The organism is Metabacillus indicus LMG 22858, assembly GCF_000708755.2.
Taxonomy (GTDB): domain Bacteria; phylum Bacillota; class Bacilli; order Bacillales; family Bacillaceae; genus Bacillus_P; species Bacillus_P indicus.
Window position 1 is genome coordinate 208,503 of sequence record NZ_JGVU02000022.1, and the last position, 17,075, is coordinate 225,577.

Sequence of the window (17,075 nt, forward strand, 5' to 3'; positions counted from 1 at the left end):
AACAATAACAAGCTCAGGGTGCGCCTCTTGGCGCAGCTTGAGCTTTTTTAAAGGAGAGAAGCTTATGAGAATTCTGCACACAGCAGACTGGCATCTTGGAAGGACGCTTGAAGGAAGGAGCCGCCTTGAAGAGCAGGCCCAGTTTTTAGATGAGCTCTCCCTGATCGCGGCGGAAGAAAAAGCGGATGCCATAATTATGGCTGGAGACGTATTTGACACAGTCAATCCGCCCGCAGCGGCTGAACAGCTCTTTTATGAGAGCATCTCGAGACTTTCGGACAAGGGAAACAGGCCTGTCGTTGTGATTGCAGGAAATCATGACAATCCGGAACGTGTTCAGGCTGCTTCGCCTCTTGCAGATACCCAGGGGATCTACTTGGTTGGCTACCCGACAGCGGATGTACTGACAATTGATGTGCCGTCTGCCGGCCAGACGATGGCGATGGCTGCTCTTGCCTATCCTTCTGAGGCAAGGCTTAAAGAGGTTCTGTCAGACACCCATGATGAAATTCTGCTTCGCAATTCATACGACGAGCGCATCAGAGATTTGTTCGCCGTGATGGCGGGAAAGTTTAGAAAAGAAACAGTAAATCTTGCGATGAGTCATATTTATGTCGCAGGCGGGAGCTCGACTGATTCGGAAAGACCGATCGAAGTGGGCGGGGCCTATACGGTCGCTGCCTCAAGTCTTCCGGAACTTGCTCAGTACACGGCGCTTGGCCATCTTCACCGTCCTCAAACGCTGAAGCGGGCAAGTTCTGCCGCCAGATATTCCGGCTCACCGCTTGCTTACAGTTTTTCTGAAACGGGCTATGCGAAATCCGTCACGATGGTGGAGGCCGATCCGGGAGGACAGGCACAGGTATCCGAGATTCTGCTCTCAAGCGGAAAGCCTCTTGTGAAATGGAAAGCCCAGGAAGGCCTGCATCAGGTTCATCAGTGGCTGGATGAAGGGAAGGACAAGCTTGCCTGGATTGATCTTGAGGTTCACCTGAAGGATACACTTTCTCTTGAGGAAATTCACAGGCTGAGAAAATCACATCCTGGCTTTGTTCATATTCGTCCGGTTTTTGAAAAGAACATGAACGAAGAAATCCGTGAAAGCAGGGCGAACCTGCCCATTGACGAGCTTTTTACGAGATTTTATGAAAAACAGACCGGTGGGGCAAAGCCTGACGGGGAAACGATGAAACTTTTTCTCGATATGGTTCATGATGAGACGAAAGAGGAGGAGGACAGAGGATGAAGCCAATCGCACTTACTATCTCGGGGCTTCACAGCTTCAGGGAAAAACAGACCGTTGATTTCAGTTCTCTCTGCGAAGGCGGCGTATTCGGCATTTTCGGCCCGACCGGAAGCGGGAAATCCTCGATTCTTGACGCCATGACACTTGCTCTGTACGGAAAAGTGGAGCGGGCGGCAAACAATACCCACGGAATCATCAATCATGCCGAGGATACTGTTCATGTGTCGTTTACATTTGAACTGGAAAATGCAGAAAGCCTGAAACGATATTCAGTTGAAAGGATGTTTAAGCGGACGGATGAGCACCGGGTGAAAACCGCGCTGTGCAGAATTCTTGAGCATGGCGAGGAAACAGCGGTATTTGCGGATAAAGCGGCGGAAGTGAATGAAAAAGTACATGCTCTTTTAGGCTTGACCATTGATGATTTCACCAGGGCAGTCGTGCTTCCGCAGGGCAAGTTTGCAGAATTTTTATCTCTCAAGGGAGCTGAAAGAAGGCAGATGCTCCAGCGGCTTTTCCACTTGGAACAATACGGGGAAGAGCTTGTCAAAAAGGTCAGAAAACGGCTGACGGATGCCAGGGGAGAGCAGAACGAGATTTCAGCCGAACAGGCTGGTCTTGGAGATGCATCAAAGGAAGCCGTTAAATTTGCGGAAGAAGAGCTTAAAGGTGTAAATCTCCTTTTAGAAAAAAGGCAGAAGGAATATGAAGAAACAGTCAGGCACCATCAAGAGCTTGAGGAAGTCCGGGCACTTCAGCTTGAACAGGAAAGCTATGAAAAAGAGCTTGCAGAGCTTGAAAAAAAGAAAGCGGACATCCAACAGCTTGCAGCAAAACTCGACCGCGCAGAAAAAGCTGATCTGGCAAAACCCTACGCGGAAGCACTGCAGACGGCTGAGCGGGAAAAAGAAGGCAGCAGAAGGATAAAGGAAGAATCTGTAGCAGAATGGCAAAGACAAAAGCAGTCATATGCTTCTGCGGCAGCCGCCTATGAAGAGATCCGGAAACAAAAGGCAGCCGAAGAGCCGGCGCTTGCTTCAAGAAAAGAACAGCTCCTGCAGCTGCTTGCTCTGGAAGAAGAACTGCAGCATGAAATCCGGTTGCTGGAAGAAAAGGCCGCACAGAACAAACGCCTGACAACTGAACTTACAGAAAAAGAGGAAAGTGCGGCGCGGGCAAATGAGCTTCTGAAAAAAGCTGTTCAAAAGCAAAACCTTCTAAAAGAGCAGATGGAGCAAAATACAGTAACAAGCAAAGAAAGAGAAAGAATACGGGCTGCGTCAGAACAAAGGATGTTCCTTACAAATGCCGAGTCGGTCGTTACTGAATGGAAGAATAAAACTGAGCAAAAGAAGCAAAAAATCCTGCAGTCAGATGAAACCATAATGCAGGCAAAGAAGAAAATGCATGAATATGAAGACAGTATGAAAGCTCTTTATGAAAATGTGCAAAAGGGCTATCATGCAAGCTGCGAAGTGCTGAACCAGCACAAAAAGCATGCAGAGACGAGAAGACAGCTGCTTCAGGAGGAAAAGAAAAACGTTCAAAGAAACATGGCAGAAATGCTCGCAAAAAGCCTCACCACTGATGAGCCGTGCCCTGTATGCGGATCTGTTCATCACCCTGCGCCGGCTGACTTCAAAGCCTTGGAATCTTCAGATGGATCAAATCTTGAAATGCTTGAAAAGCAGGCAGATAAAGATGCGCTTCTTACGCTGCAATTGGAGAATGCAAAAGAAAAGTGGGAAGATCTCTCAAAAGAAATGATTTTATCCTATTCGTTTTTATCATCTGTCTTAACTGAACTTGAAGACGGTAATGATGAAATGGATGTGTTGACAGAATCAAAATCATTAACCCAGGATTTTCTTCAAATGAAAGAACAGTATACAAAGCTCCATTCAACCGTAAGGAAGCAGAATGAAGCTCTCCGTCAGCTTGAGTTTACGCATGGCAGTCATGTTGCTGAGCACAAGGAAGCAGCAGAAAAATGGCAGCAAACAGAAAAAGAATACAATGCTGCACTAGAAAAGTGGACAAAAGCATTTGGTGACCTTACAGCTGACCAGGCAGCAGAAGAGCAAAGGCTGATAAGGGAGAAAGATGAACAATTTGAAGAGCTGAAAACCAGGGTTGCAAAAAGCATTGATTTCATTGAAGAAAAAGAAAAGGAAATAAAACAGCTTGAGACAGAATGCCAGCAGCTGAGCATCAGCCGCGCAGAGCTGACGGCCTATTTAACAAGCATGAGGCAAACTGCGGGTGAAAAACAAAAACGGATTGAAAAAGAAACAGGAGATAAACATCTCTCCCTTCAGCTTCGGGAAAACGAGGCCATGCAAAAGGAGCTTTATGCCAAGGAACAAAGCCTCTATAAATCCTTTCAGGAAGCGATGGAGGCTGTGCAAAAAGCAGAAAGCAGCAGTGCGGCTGCAGAAAAAACGTTTGAACAGGCTGAAGCAAGACTGCGCGATGCGGCTGAAAAATGGGAGCAGATCAAACAGAAGACGCCTTTCAAAGATGCTGCGGAGGCTGCCTCTGCTTTTATGCCGCAAGCAATTAAGCAAAGTCTGAAGGAAGAGTTTGACGTCTATCAGGATAAAAAGAAACAAGTCATGGCAGACTTTAAACGTGTGGAAGCGAAACGGAAAAACCGTTCTGTCAGCTTGGATGAATGGGAGTCCATAAAAGAGCTGAAAGCAGAAACGAAACAGCTGGCAGATGCTGCCTCAGAAGCCCGCGGAGCTGCCGCAAAAGCTCTTCATATCCTGAAGGATAAGCACGAAAGATACATGGAACTGGAGCAAAAACGCCTTGAGCTTGAGGAGCTTGCAGCAAGACTTGAAAAGCTGCAGACGGTATTCAAAGGAAATGCGTTCGTTGAGTTCCTGGCAGAAGAACAGCTCCACCTTGTGAGCGAGGATGCTTCTGAGCGGCTCGGACAGCTTACAAGACAGCGCTATGCCATTGAAGTGGATTCTTCCGGCGGATTTGTCATGCGTGATGATGCAAACGGAGGAGTAAGGCGTCCCGTTTCAAGCCTTTCAGGCGGAGAAACATTCCTGACCTCCCTGGCACTGGCGCTTTCTCTGTCATCTCAGATCCAGCTGCGGGGAGAATACCCGCTTCAGTTCTTTTTCCTTGATGAAGGTTTCGGGACGCTTGATGCAGATTTGCTTGATACAGTCATAACGGCTCTTGAAAAACTGCAGTCCAATAACCTTTCCGTCGGCGTCATCAGCCATGTGCAGGAGCTTCGTGCAAGACTTCCGAGGAAGCTTGTCGTAACACCTGCAGAGCCGACAGGAAGCGGCACATCGGTCCAGCTTGAACTGATGTAGAGAGGATAGGTTGATAATGGCAAAGAAACAACTTGGAACATGCGAGCTGTGCAAAAGGCAGGAGGTTGAAACAACAGAACATCATTTAACCCCGAAGGAAATGGGCGGCACCTTCATGCCGACCGCGATGCTCTGCATTCCGTGCCATAAACAGATCCATGCCCTCTATACAAATGACGAACTGGCTGTAAGGCTGAATACCATCCAGGATTTAAGAAGCGATCCGAAAATTTCAAGCTTCATCAAATGGATCCGCAAGCAGCCGTCCTCAAAGCTTGTCAGGACAAAAAAATCAAATGAGCGGAAGAAACGGAAATGAAAAAAGACGTGCCGGAGAGTTGGCACGTCTTTTTCTAATTATTGGCTACAATATTCTGATCATTTACATCTGGGTCTAACGAGTTGGTTGCACTTACGATGTTGTTGACTATGATAAAGTCGCCTGTATTTCCGCCGCCGGAACCGGAAGCTGTCTTTGATGAGCTTTTAGGAGACAGATAAAAGGAATCACCAAAGTTTACGACACCGCCGCCGACAGAGTTAATGCAGATCGGACCGATGATTGCTGGCATGAACGAACACCCTTTGTCTTTCTGTCATACTTTCAGTCTATGCATTATGAATCGGAACGTTCATTCCTGCTCCGCAATTGTCTGATGTGCTTCACCCTTGATTCGCCGTCAATTGTATTGGTTGACCCGAAATGGACAACCCCGGCAGAGGATATAGAGGTAACTTTTACAGCACCGACACGGATGACCGGACATTCATGAAAAAATGCAGTCTGGACATTTTCGTATATAAGCGGCCGGGGAAGGTTTTCAGAATAAATATTATACTGTTTCAGGTCCCCTTCATTTCCGAAATCAATTTCTTCTTCCCTCTGTACGGCATAAACCTTTATACGCGGGATAATATCAACGCTGTCGCCGACTTGAAATACCGAACTGATCCCCACCGAATCAATGTACGCCCCATTGACGATGGATAAACGATTCTGGATCATGCCGGGGCAAGCGGTACAAAAGGACCGATGATCAGTGATTCAGGCGGCGTATCAAAAACCGATGACATGGTGATGCAGTTTGCATCTCCGATGAGAAAGACGCTTGAACTCGCAACAGCTGTTACCCTGATGGCACCAACTGAAATGTCCTTGTTTACAACCGTGAATTTCATGTTTCGCTTTCAGCTCCTTCTTGGGGCAGGGCCTGGATAAAGTAGGTGATTGAACGTTCAACCTCCTGTTTTACTTTAGCCGTTATTTCTTCAATCTGTTTTTCAGCAGGGACAGACTCGCTGTATCCTCCCTGCTTCAAATAGAATCTGATCCGGCTGTCGATCTGTTTGCGGATATCTTCAATGATGAATTCTTTATGAGCATCATCAAGCTGGTAGTTGTTCTGTTCGGCAAGTGTTTCAATGTATTTTGCGACATCTTCAGTCAGGAAGACGAGCAAATTGGACTGAACCGCCTCAAATATCTCTTCGTCGCGTTTTGGATTTGACGTTTGGTTATTTACTTGAAGACCGTTCTGCTCTACTTCAAACTGTTCAATCTGGTCAGGAACAGTTGGATTCAGCCCGATATTAAGCGTGCCTTCAAGTGTCTCCACTTTTAATTGATCAAATTTATATTCAATCTTTTCAATCGTTGTACTGGGGCGTTTTTTTAGTTCTTCTATTTCTTCCATCATAGCGGAAACAGAGGCCTCAAGCTTTTGAATCTTCTGGTCTTGAGCTTGAACCATTCCATACAAATGCTGAATGCACTGCATCATCGACTGGTCATAGTACAATTCATTCACCCCGTTTCTTTAGATCACGTGCAAAGCGATTATGGGCTATTATATGCACGCTGCAGATATGGGTGAATGCCTATTTGAATTAACTCGGTGCAAGCGGAACAAGCGGGCCTTCAGACTGAGAACCTCCGGGGCTGATTGCAGGAGGAGCGGGCGTCGTGAAAGCCCCGGTGTTATAGAGATTTGCAAGCGGCTTGATGATGCCTGCGCTTCCAATCTGCAGAACGGAAGAGTTGCTGACGGCATCCACTTTCAAAAAATTAATTTGAATGGTCTGGTTAATGTAAAAATTCATTTTTTCACCCCGTTTATGCATTGCCGACAATCGGCTGGTCAACCACGTCATTATCGTAAGCGTTCGTCACACTGTTTTGATTGTAGATGTTCAGTCCGTCACCTGTATTAAAAGATCCTGCCCCGGCAAAGGTTTTGACCTCGCTGTAAGGTGAGATGGTAATGCAATCCCCGACGTGAACAATGCTGCTTGTTCCGACGGCATTCACTTTAAATGCTCCCACAATGGCTGGCATATTCAACATCCTTTGCTTCATTCAGGCAGTAAGGCACCTGTAAAATATCGTATGAAAAATAGGCAGACTTGTGATAAAAGCGGAGTTTTTCCTGCAGCGCGATAATTGATTTTTCATCCTTTATTAATCAGGGAAAAGACGTTTTGACAGCTTTCACTGAAGCTGCAGCTATTTCTTTTTAGAGCAAAATGATCCATACTGGATAAGAATACAAGAGAAGCAGATTCATTGTTTCTTAAATGAAATGAGGTCCATGCAAACATGTCCCAAGTGGTCATTCTAGCTGAAAAACCAGATCAGGGCCGCAAGCTTGCAGCCCCTTTTCCTTCTGTGAAAAAAGAGGGATATTTAGAGATTAAACCGTGCCAGGTATTTCCGGACGGCGCAAAAATCACGTGGGCAATCGGCCACCTGGTCGAACTTAAAAACCCCGATGAATACAAAGACGAATGGAAAAAATGGCGGTTTGAAACACTGCCGATTATTCCAGATCATTTTTCATATAAAGTCAGCAAAGGGAAAGCGAAGCAGTTTAAGATTGTCAAAGAGTTATTAAAGGAAGCAGATGAAATTATCATCGGCACTGACCCTGCCCGTGAAGGGGAAAATATTGCAAGACTTCTGATCATGATGGCCGGTGCAGAAAAAAAGAGCGTGAAGCGTCTTTGGACAAGTTCATTAACAGAAAACGCCATCATGAAAGGATTCACAGAGCTTTACGACGGGAGCAAGACCATCCATCTTTACCATGAAGCCCAGGCGAGGCAAATCTCTGACTGGCTTGTTGGCTTAAATGCGAGCAGGCTGTATACCCTTCATCTTCAGAAGAAAGGGATAAGGGATGTCTTCAGTGTGGGAAGAGTGCAGACTCCGGTTCTGAAACTGATCTATGACAGGCAAAAGGAGATTGAAAACTTTAAGCCTGAACCTTTCTTTGAGCTTCAGGCTGCATTTGAAGTGTCCGCAGGAAACTATACCGGAAAGCTGAAGGGGCGCTTTAAAAGCCCGGAAGAATTGTTTTCTGCTGTTGGTCCTGAAATTGTAAAGGGAAAAACGCTTTATGAAGCGACAGTGAAAAGTGCAGAAACAGCGGAGAAAAGAGTACCGCCGCCAAAGCTTCACAGCTTATCAACCCTCCAGGCAAAATTGAATAAACAGAGAAAAATGAGTCCAAGCGGGGTTCTGAAAACAGCACAGTCTCTTTACGAAAAAGGGTATATTTCGTATCCGAGAACAGACTCCCAGTACATAACAGAAGAAGAATTCGGATACATCAAAGCGCGAATCGGCCAGTATCAGGAGACCCTGTCCCTGTCATGTACCCCTGCTAGACTGTCGCCTTCAAAACGGTTCGTGGATGCCAAACGCGTGAGCGATCACTATGCCATCGTGCCTACTGAAAAAAGGGTCACGCAAGCTGCATACAATTCCTTCAGCGGTGAACAAAAGGCTGTATACGAAGAAGTGATCAAAACAGCTCTCGGCATGTTTATGGAGGATTACGTCTATGATGAAACAACCATTCTGACGTCCATCGGCAAAAATGATTTTATCAGCAAGGGAAGAACGATGAAAAAGCCCGGCTGGAAGACGCTGTACCAAAAAGAGACTGACAGCCCGGAAGAAAAAGCAGATCTTCAAATGCTTCCAAAAGTGGCGGCGGGCGAGCCCGCAAAAGCGGAAATCGGAGTGAAGGACGGCATGACACAGCCTCCTAAACCGTACACCCAGGGACAGCTGATCACGCTCATGAAAACAGCCGGCAAGCATGTGGAAGACAAAGAGATGAGAGAAGCGCTGAACAGCACAGAAGGCCTCGGGACAGAAGCAACGCGCTCCGGAATTATTGATACGCTTCTTATGAGGAAGTTTATTGAAGTGAAGAAAAATGAAGTGTTTGTCACGCCAAAAGGGGAAGTTCTTTGTGAAGCCGTTGACGGCACTCTGCTCTCCAAGCCTGAAATGACGGCCAAATGGGAAGTCTATCTCAAAGGAATCGGAAGCGGCGAAAAATCCAAAGAAGTCTTTATTGAAACGGCCAAAAAATTCTGCTACACCCTGATCAGCCAGGCAGGAGAAAGTATGGAAAAACTTGAGGTCGCCATTCCGCCCCAGCAGGAAACGCGCGCTGCAATCTGTGCCTGCCCCGCCTGCCAAAAGGGCAGCATCATGGACAGAAAAACCTTCTACGGCTGCACAGAATACAAAAGCGGATGCAAGCAGACCTTTCCGAAAAAACTGCTCGGAAAATCCATATCCGCCGCGCAGATCAAAACACTGTGCCAAAAAGGGAAAACCAATAAGCTCAAAGGCTTCAAAGGTAAAAAGCCGTTTGATGCAAGTCTTGTCCTGAAGGATGGGAAGATTGGGTTTTCGTTTGAATAACCTGCCTTTACGGCATGCTGCTCGTCCTCTTTGGTAATCAATGGCGGTGAATATTTGAACCGTACCCTCAAACACTTGGAGACAGAGCTTGAGGGCACTGGAGAACGGGAATGATGCCCTCAAAACCTGGAAAACGGAGCTTGAGGGCACTGGAGAACGGGAATGGTGCCCTCAAACCCTTGGAGACAGAGCTTGGGGGTGCTGGAGAACGGGAATGGTGCCCTCAAAACCTGGAAATCGGAGCTTGAGGGCACTAAAACCGCAGAATAGTACCCTCAAAAATCGAAAGTAGGAAATTGAGGGCACTAAAACCACAGAATAGAACCCTCAAAAATCGAAAGTAGGAAATTGAGGGCACTAAAACCACAGAATAGTACCCTCAAAAATCGGAAGCAGGAAATTGAGGGCACTAAAACCGCAGAATAGTACCCTCAAAAATCGAAAGTAGGAAATTGAGGGCACTAAAACCGCAGAACCGTACCCTCAAAAATCGAAAGTCAGAAATTGAGGGTACTAAAACCGTAGAATAGTACCCTCAAAAACCGAAAGTCAGAAATTGAGGGCACTAAAACCGCAGAATAGTACCCTTAAAAATTGAAAGTAGGAAATTGAGGGCACTAAAACCGCAGAATAGAACCCTCAAAAACCGAAAGTCGGAAATTGAGGGCACTAAAAAAGCGGACGCGCACCCCAAAACCATAAAGACCACAAAATTGATCGTATGAAATAAAAGGAGGGGAGTAACAATGGATCCACTTACAGCAGTCCCTGAGAAGGACAGGCTGCATACGCTTGATATTCTAAGAGGCTTTTCTCTGCTTGGCATCCTGCTTGTGAATATGAAGTCTTTTTATGCGCCTGCTCTTTATGAGACGAGCCTTGTGAGCGGCAGCGGGTCTGACCGGATTGTTGAGCAGCTGATTTCGTTTTTTGCTCAGGCAAGCTTTTATCCGCTGTTCTCATTTTTATTTGGAGCGGGAACGGTGATTTTTTATGAGAGGGCATTGAAAAAGGGGCATTCGTTCAATGTGTATTATACAAGAAGGCTCATTGGTCTGCTGATTATTGGCCTCCTGCATGCTTTTTTGATCTGGCATGGAGACATTCTGGCAAACTACGCCTTGATTGGGTTTTTATTTCTGTTATTTATCAAGTGGAATTCCAGGGGGCTCATTAAGTGGGGGCTATTCATCCTGCTGCTTCCGAATGTGCTGATTTCATTTGCTCTTATTGCGGCATATGCAGTTGATCCGGAGATGCTCAGTCACTACAAATCGCAGGAAGCTGTTCAGCAGTCAGCTGACGCGTACCAGACAGGGAGCTTTTTTGACATTACTCAGCAGAGAGTGACAGACTGGCTGTATGTAAATAACTTTGAGAATGCATTTTTTCTTGTGATATCCATTTTACCGCTTTTCATGCTTGGTGCTGCCGCCTATAAGCGTGGCTGGTTTCATAAGGATCTGTCGTCTGAATGGAAACGGACGGCACTTATAACAGGAACTGCCGCAGTTCTATTAAAAGGTGCACCCTTATATTGGGAGGAGAATTTGCTTACTCAGCATCTGCAGCTGTCATTAGGGGGTCCGGCACTGACCCTGTTTTATGTTTCGGTGATTCTGCTGCTGCTGAATAACTATTCTTTCAAGCTTGGCGCTCTTAAGGCAGCGGGACGGGCATCTTTAAGCAATTACCTGATGCAGTCAGTGGTCTGTACATTTCTTTTTTATTCCTATGGTTTTGGCTTGTACGGAAACATTTCAGCAGCCGAAGGTGTCATGATTGCAGCGATTCTCTACTCGGTGCAGCTGATTGTCAGCTATTATTGGTTTAGAACATTTAGGTTTGGTCCGGCAGAATGGCTCTTGAGGAAGTGGATTTACTTGTTCAGCAGAGCTTAGTTTACTGCCGTCTGCAGTTCACCTTCCATCTGCCGCTTGATTTGTTCTAAGATGAGCTGGTCGAGCTCCTGGCTGCGGCGCACCGTTTCAGAAGAATTCATTCCATGTTCTTTTGCTGCTTCAAAAAGCTTTTGTCTGTGCACTTCGATTTCATTCACTGCCATGATTTTCCTCCAACTTTCATGGTTTAATAGGAAGGTTTTTTTGAGAAATGGAATTCCAAAAAGGCTTGTTCCAAACGGGTTACACTTATTATACACAGGGTTGTACAAAATGGTTTGATTTCGCTAAAATAACAAAAAACATTACAGGTTTCTACAAAGCGGGATAGGTTTCGATCTGTTTTTCATAGGTCTTATGCCAAAGAAAAATGCTGCCGGACAGACAGGCGTTTTTTTAGAGGAAATGTGTCATTCTTTATCGAATAAGATACATTATCAGGCAGTTTAGATTAAAGAGATAACGGGGGGTAACAATGAAACTTGCAACAGCTCAGATTGGCGGAAGGACCTTCATCGGACTGATTATGGAAGAAAACAAGATTCTTGATATTCAAAGGGCAGAGAAAAAGTGGTTTGACATGGAATCAGCCCCGCAGTCAATGATTGAATGCATTGAAATGGGAGAAAAGTTTTTCAATCACCTGAAACAGCTGCAGATGTATGTGAAAAAGGCGGTTGAGACAGAATCCTTTTTATATTCTCTGACGGATGTTACATGGCTTCCTCCTATTGCTTCTCCGCGGAAGAACATATTCTGCGTGGGCAAAAATTACAGGGAACATGCGATTGAGCTTGGGAGCGAAGCGGATATACCTGAACATGTGATGCTTTTTTCAAAAGCCCCTACAGCCGTAACGGGCCATGGACAAAAGATAGACCCTCACCTTCATTTGACAAGTGAGCTGGATTACGAGGGTGAGCTTGCGGTCATTATCGGGAAAAAAGGGAAACGGATTCCGGAAGCTGAGGCAATGGATTATGTATACGGTTATACTGTATTAAATGACATTACGGCAAGGGATCTTCAGTCGAGGCATAAACAGTTTCTTCTTGGAAAAAGCCTGGATACATCCTGTCCGATGGGACCATATATTGTACATAAATCTGCGGTTCCTGATCCATACGCACTTTCCCTTGTTACGAAAGTAAATGGCGAAGTCAGACAGGAAGGCCATACGAAAGACATGATTTTCTCCATTGAAAATGTAATTTCAACCATTTCACAGGGCACGACACTTGAACCGGGTGATATCATTGCAACCGGAACACCGGCAGGAGTCGGGAAAGGGTTTAAGCCGCCAAAATATTTAAGCCCTGGAGATACTGTCGAAATATCAATTGAAGGCATCGGAACGTTAAGCAACACGATTGCTGAATAACATGCTAGAAGCACACCGAAACCGGTGTGCTTCTTTAATCTTCTCTATTAGGAAAGAACCTTCTTCACTTTTTCAATCGCCCAGTCAAGATCTTCTTTTGAAATGACAAGCGGCGGTGCAAACCGGATGACCGTATCATGTGTCTCCTTGCACAGAAGGCCTTCTTCTTTCAGCTTCTCGCAGTAAGGGCGGGCAGCTTCAGTCAGCTCAAGGCCGATGAATAAACCTCTTCCGCGTACTTCTTTAATGACAGGATTGCTGATTTCGCGAAGCTTCTCCTGCATATAAGCGCCGAGTTCAAGTGAGCGCTCAGGAAGCTTTTCCTCTGTCAGGACGTCAAGTGCAGCGATGGAAACAGCGCACGCAAGAGGGTTTCCTCCGAACGTTGAACCATGTGAACCCGGCTCAAATACACCAAGGACATCTTTGTCTGCAGCTACGCAGGAAATAGGGAAAACCCCGCCTCCAAGTGCTTTTCCAAGAATGTACATGTCAGGCTTAACGTCTTCCCAGTCGCAGGCAAAAAGCTTGCCGGACCGGCCAAGGCCTGCCTGGATTTCATCTGCAACATAGAGAACGTTTTGTTCTTTGCAAATGTCAAAAGCAGCTTTCAGGAAGCCTTCTTCAGGAATGTGGATGCCTGCTTCGCCTTGAATCGGCTCGAAAATGAAAGCAGCCGTATTCGGTGTGATTGCTGCTTTCAGTGCATCAAGATCACCGAACGGAATGACTTTTATTCCCGGAAGCATCGGTCCGAAACCGCGCTTGTATTCATCGCTTGAACTCATTGATACCGCTGTCATTGTACGGCCGTGGAAATTTTCCTCGCACACGATGATCTCAGCCTGATCAGCAGGTACCCCTTTCACATCATATGCCCACCGGCGCACTGTTTTTACAGCGGTTTCAACGGCCTCAGCACCTGTATTCATCGGAAGAACCATTTCTTTCCCAGTTAAAGCCGATACTTTCTCATACCACGGTCCGAGCTGGTCGTTGTGAAAAGCTCTGGAAGTCAGGGTGATTTTGTCGGCCTGTTCCTTAAGTGCTTCAATGATCTTAGGGTGGCGGTGGCCCTGATTGACTGCTGAGTAAGCACTGAGCATATCCATATATTTGTTTCCTTCAGGATCCTCTACCCAAACCCCTTCTGCCTTGGAAATAACGATCGGCAGCGGATGATAATTATTTGCCCCGTATTTTTCAGTCAAGCTGATGATTTGTACTGATTTAGACACAATATCCCCTCCTGGTGCGTTTAAGTCTTGTAAAACAGGAATCTAGCATTCCTCAAGTACTACAATAGCCTACCTTTTTCAAGAAAACAATAGGCGGGGAGATGCGCTTACATTTCATTTTTTGGTGAGATTCATGATATTATATGGATGGATTACCATGTTTAAAAGAGGAGGAATGCCACATGACACACTTGCATATCACGACCTGGGTTGTCGCACTCATTCTATTTTTCGTTGCGAACTCCCTCTTCAAGTCGGGAAAAGAAAAACCGTTTAAAATTGTTCACATGACACTAAGACTGTTCTATCTGCTGATTATTGCTTCAGGAATTCAGCTGCTGCTCGGCCTTGGCGCAATCACTGGAGAGTACATCGGAAAAGTCATTCTTGGAATCTATGTCATCGGCATGATGGAAATGATCCTTGTCCGCGGAAAAAAGGGCAAGCCGACACGCATTTTCTGGATTCAGTTTGTCATTGCATTGATTGTTGTTATTCTGCTTGGCCTGCGTCTTCCGCTTGGCTTAAAGCTGTTTTAATGAAAAAACCTCCGCAACTTTTTGCGGAGGTTTTTTTATGGTTTCAGCTGGGTTAATAGAGCTCTTGTTCCAGTACATACTGTAAATTCGAATCTGTCTTCATGCTTGTTTCCTCTCAGGAAGTGATGCTGCACGGCGCAGACGGCTTCTTCGTTATCAAACTGGTAGAAGGAAACCCCTTTTTTCTCTTCTGTTTCTTCAAGAAAGACCATCTGATTGTAGCTGTAGATGCAGTCATGAATCGAAAAGGAAAGTTCATTCAGTTTTGACGTAAAGGAAACAAATGAGTCATCAGTAGCTTCCTTCAGCATATAATCAAACGCATACTGCACCTTTTTGGGAATGCGGAGGGTATCATTTTCACGGAGCTTATGCATCCCCGTCGGAACCGATAGCTGGCCGTTTCCGCTATAAATCCCATGATACCAGCTGTCTTCTAAAAGAATCTCCACTTTTTCATCTTTTTTGAAATGAAGAATCGTCACTTCCTCATGCTCATCATCATAAAATAAGATTTCCTGATCCTCGCCAATCTCAATAAATCCGGTTATGTGCGCTCTTTTTTGACGCTCAAACAGCCGGTGCTTCTGTTTTGACAGCATAACGCAGCCTCCTTTGCCCATGTTCTTATCATTCGTTTTTTCCAAAAGGAGGAAGAATTATGCAGAATGCCTTTATACTTGCCTGAAGAAAACGTGATAAGGACAAATCAACACTTCATAAAGTAAGCATAGGATAGGTACATCTTTGACCGTCTGAGACCTATCAGACAGTAAAAACGGGGAGTGAAAGGCAGATGTGTGGAATAACAGGCTGGGTTGACTACCAGAAAGACCTCAAACAGCAAAAAACTGTCATGAAAGCCATGGCGGAGTGCTTATCCAAGCGCGGACCGGATGATACGAACCTGTGGGGAGAGCAGCATGTTCTGTTTGGACATAAACGTCTCGTTGTTGTGGACCCTGAAGGCGGCAGGCAGCCGATGACAAGAAGCAGGGAAGAAAATGAGTACACGATTTGCTACAATGGGGAGCTTTATAATACAGAAGACATCCGCACGGAACTTCTTAAAAGGGGCTACACATTCAGAGGCCATTCAGATACAGAGGTGCTGCTGACTGCCTATATGGAATGGAAAGAAGAGTGTGTCAATCATCTAAACGGCATTTTTGCCTTTGCGGTGTGGGATGCTGCCCGTGAATCCGTATTTATCGCAAGAGACAGACTGGGAGTAAAGCCGTTATTTTATGCAGAGAAGGACGCATCTCTCATTTTCGGCTCCGAGCTGAAAGCTATTCTTGCACACCCGGATCAAAAGGCTGTGCTAGACCGGGAAGGGATGAGCGAAATATTTGGCCTCGGACCATCCAGAACGCCTGGCATCGGGGTTTTTAAAGGGATAAAAGAACTGCGTCCTGCCCATGCCATGACATTTTCCAAGAATGGAATAAAGGTATGGAGATACTGGAATGTGAAAAGTGCCAGGCATATAGATACATTTGATGAAACGGTAAGCCGCGTCGGGTTCCTTGTGAATGATGCTGTGACAAGGCAGCTTGTATCCGATGTGCCGGTTTGCACCTTTTTATCCGGAGGCCTTGATTCAAGCGCCATTACCGCTATTGCGGCAAAGGCTTTTGAAAAAGAGGGAAAAGGTCCGCTCCACACATTTTCAATCGATTATGAAGATAACGAGAAGTTTTTCAAAGCAAATGAATTTCAGCCGAACTCGGATGCCCCTTGGATTGATAAAATGACAGAAGCTTTCCAGACTGTTCATCACCGGTCTGTTATCACGCAGCAGCAGCTCGTTGACAACTTGACGGAAGCGGTTGAAGTCAGAGACCTTCCGGGAATGGCGGATATTGATTCATCTCTGCTCTGGTTCTGCCGTGAGATAAAGAAAGACTTTGTTGTGGGTCTGTCCGGAGAGTGTGCGGATGAAATTTTTGGAGGCTATCCGTGGTTCCACAGGCCGCAGGATTTATCGGAAGAAGCCTTTCCGTGGATGAGGTCTACGGATGCACGCATGAATCTGCTTCACAAGGACTGGCAAAGCAAGCTGAACTTAAAAGAATACGTGAAAATGAGATATCAGGAGACGCTGAAAGAGACGCCGCTGCTCGACGGGGAATCTGAGACAGAGTCAAAACGCAGACAGCTGTTTTATTTGAACATCCTTTGGTTTATGACGACGCTGCTTGACCGCAAAGACCGCATGAGCATGGGCGCAAGCCTTGAAGTCCGGGTGCCGTTTGCAGATCACCGTCTTGTTGAATATGTCTGGAACATTCCGTGGGAGATGAAGATGCACGGAGACCGGGAAAAAGGCATACTCCGCAAAGCGCTCGAAGGTTCTCTGCCAAACGAGGTGCTCTACCGGAAAAAGAGTCCGTATCCTAAAACGCACAATCCTCATTACACAAAAGCGGTCAAAACGTGGCTGCAGTCTCTTACGCAGAAAAAGGATTCAGCGCTGCATACATTTTTTGATAAAAAGGCGCTGCATGACATCATCGAATCAGAAGGCAGTGCTTTCAAGGCGCCGTGGTACGGACAGCTGATGACCGGGCCGCAGCTTCTTGCCCATCTTGCACAGATCCACGTCTGGTTTGAAACCTACAGAATTGATATTGATGAATCGTAAAAGCCGGCTGAGCCGGCTTTTTGTAATGAAACAAACTCTATTAATTTCCTCTTTATGTTAAA

The 17,075-nt window shown here is 45.9% G+C and carries 17 protein-coding genes; 8 read left to right on the forward strand and 9 right to left on the reverse strand.

Going from position 1 to position 17,075, the window contains the following annotated elements:
• Positions 1-64 precede the first annotated feature (64 nt).
• From AZ46_RS20665 to AZ46_RS20675, 3 genes are read left to right on the forward strand one after another with little or no spacing between them, the layout of a single operon-like run.
• Positions 65-1,246 (forward strand): exonuclease SbcCD subunit D, encoded by a 1,182-nt coding sequence (locus AZ46_RS20665; protein ID WP_029283773.1) that lies wholly within the window; start codon positions 65-67, stop codon positions 1,244-1,246.
• Complete coding sequence (locus tag AZ46_RS20670; RefSeq protein WP_029283775.1) at positions 1,243-4,587, forward strand: SbcC/MukB-like Walker B domain-containing protein; 3,345 nt, start codon at positions 1,243-1,245, stop codon at positions 4,585-4,587. The genes AZ46_RS20665 and AZ46_RS20670 overlap by 4 nt, the downstream gene beginning before the upstream one ends.
• A gap of 16 nt (positions 4,588-4,603) precedes the next feature.
• A complete protein-coding gene (locus AZ46_RS20675; RefSeq protein ID WP_029283776.1) occupies positions 4,604-4,906 on the forward strand; it encodes a hypothetical protein in 303 nt (100 codons plus the stop codon).
• A 34-nt stretch (positions 4,907-4,940) separates the two neighbouring features.
• Here AZ46_RS20675 and AZ46_RS20680 read toward each other — a convergent pair whose 3' ends face one another.
• The 6 genes from AZ46_RS20680 to AZ46_RS20705 form a co-directional block, all read right to left on the reverse strand.
• Positions 4,941-5,159, reverse strand: coding sequence for a spore germination protein (locus AZ46_RS20680; RefSeq protein ID WP_029283778.1), 219 nt, complete (start codon positions 5,157-5,159; stop codon positions 4,941-4,943).
• A 44-nt stretch (positions 5,160-5,203) separates the two neighbouring features.
• Positions 5,204-5,593 carry a spore germination protein GerPE gene (locus AZ46_RS20685; RefSeq protein ID WP_029283780.1) on the reverse strand — a complete coding sequence of 130 codons (390 nt, stop codon included), beginning with the start codon at positions 5,591-5,593 and terminating at the stop codon, positions 5,204-5,206.
• Positions 5,590-5,766, reverse strand: a complete 177-nt coding sequence (locus tag AZ46_RS20690) for a hypothetical protein (RefSeq protein ID WP_029283783.1) — start codon at positions 5,764-5,766, stop codon at positions 5,590-5,592. The genes AZ46_RS20685 and AZ46_RS20690 overlap by 4 nt, the downstream gene beginning before the upstream one ends.
• Complete coding sequence (gerPC, locus tag AZ46_RS20695) at positions 5,763-6,386, reverse strand: spore germination protein GerPC (protein ID WP_051827424.1); 624 nt, start codon at positions 6,384-6,386, stop codon at positions 5,763-5,765. Before gerPC ends, AZ46_RS20690 begins: the two co-directional genes overlap by 4 nt.
• An 88-nt stretch (positions 6,387-6,474) precedes the next feature.
• Complete coding sequence (locus tag AZ46_RS20700; RefSeq protein WP_029283787.1) at positions 6,475-6,687, reverse strand: spore germination protein GerPB; 213 nt, start codon at positions 6,685-6,687, stop codon at positions 6,475-6,477.
• A gap of 13 nt (positions 6,688-6,700) precedes the next feature.
• Positions 6,701-6,922: a spore germination protein gene (locus tag AZ46_RS20705; protein WP_029283789.1), complete on the reverse strand. Its 222-nt coding sequence runs from the start codon at positions 6,920-6,922 to the stop codon at positions 6,701-6,703.
• Positions 6,923-7,183: 261 nt separating this feature from the next.
• On the opposite strand from AZ46_RS20705, the gene AZ46_RS20710 reads away from it, so the two are divergent.
• Positions 7,184-9,307, forward strand: coding sequence for a type IA DNA topoisomerase (locus AZ46_RS20710; RefSeq protein ID WP_029283791.1), 2,124 nt, complete (start codon positions 7,184-7,186; stop codon positions 9,305-9,307).
• Between the two features lie 746 nt (positions 9,308-10,053).
• On the forward strand, positions 10,054-11,208 hold the full coding sequence (locus AZ46_RS20715; protein ID WP_029283793.1) for a DUF418 domain-containing protein: 1,155 nt from the start codon (positions 10,054-10,056) through the stop codon (positions 11,206-11,208).
• Here AZ46_RS20715 and AZ46_RS21660 read toward each other — a convergent pair.
• The gene (locus AZ46_RS21660; protein ID WP_081414267.1) at positions 11,205-11,372 is read right to left on the reverse strand and encodes an aspartyl-phosphate phosphatase Spo0E family protein; all 168 of its coding nucleotides are present in this window, start codon (positions 11,370-11,372) and stop codon (positions 11,205-11,207) included. The two genes, AZ46_RS20715 and AZ46_RS21660, sit on opposite strands and share 4 nt — an antisense overlap.
• Before the next feature lie 311 nt (positions 11,373-11,683).
• Here AZ46_RS21660 and AZ46_RS20720 point away from each other — a divergent pair, with 311 nt between their 5' ends.
• The gene (locus AZ46_RS20720; RefSeq protein ID WP_029283795.1) at positions 11,684-12,589 is read left to right on the forward strand and encodes a fumarylacetoacetate hydrolase family protein; all 906 of its coding nucleotides are present in this window, start codon (positions 11,684-11,686) and stop codon (positions 12,587-12,589) included.
• A gap of 47 nt (positions 12,590-12,636) precedes the next feature.
• On the opposite strand, the gene AZ46_RS20725 is transcribed toward AZ46_RS20720, so the two are convergent.
• Complete coding sequence (locus tag AZ46_RS20725; protein ID WP_029283797.1) at positions 12,637-13,827, reverse strand: ornithine--oxo-acid transaminase; 1,191 nt, start codon at positions 13,825-13,827, stop codon at positions 12,637-12,639.
• 182 nt (positions 13,828-14,009) lie between these two features.
• Here AZ46_RS20725 and AZ46_RS20730 point away from each other — a divergent pair, with 182 nt between their 5' ends.
• A complete protein-coding gene (locus tag AZ46_RS20730; RefSeq protein WP_029283799.1) occupies positions 14,010-14,366 on the forward strand; it encodes a YisL family protein in 357 nt (118 codons plus the stop codon).
• Between the two features lie 35 nt (positions 14,367-14,401).
• Here the strand turns inward: AZ46_RS20730 and AZ46_RS20735 are convergent, their stop codons facing one another.
• Positions 14,402-14,968, reverse strand: coding sequence for a DUF2777 family protein (locus AZ46_RS20735; RefSeq protein WP_029283801.1), 567 nt, complete (start codon positions 14,966-14,968; stop codon positions 14,402-14,404).
• A 194-nt stretch (positions 14,969-15,162) separates the two neighbouring features.
• On the opposite strand from AZ46_RS20735, the gene asnB reads away from it, so the two are divergent.
• Positions 15,163-17,013 carry an asparagine synthase (glutamine-hydrolyzing) gene (asnB, locus tag AZ46_RS20740; RefSeq protein WP_029283803.1) on the forward strand — a complete coding sequence of 617 codons (1,851 nt, stop codon included), beginning with the start codon at positions 15,163-15,165 and terminating at the stop codon, positions 17,011-17,013.
• Positions 17,014-17,075: the final 62 nt, after the last annotated feature.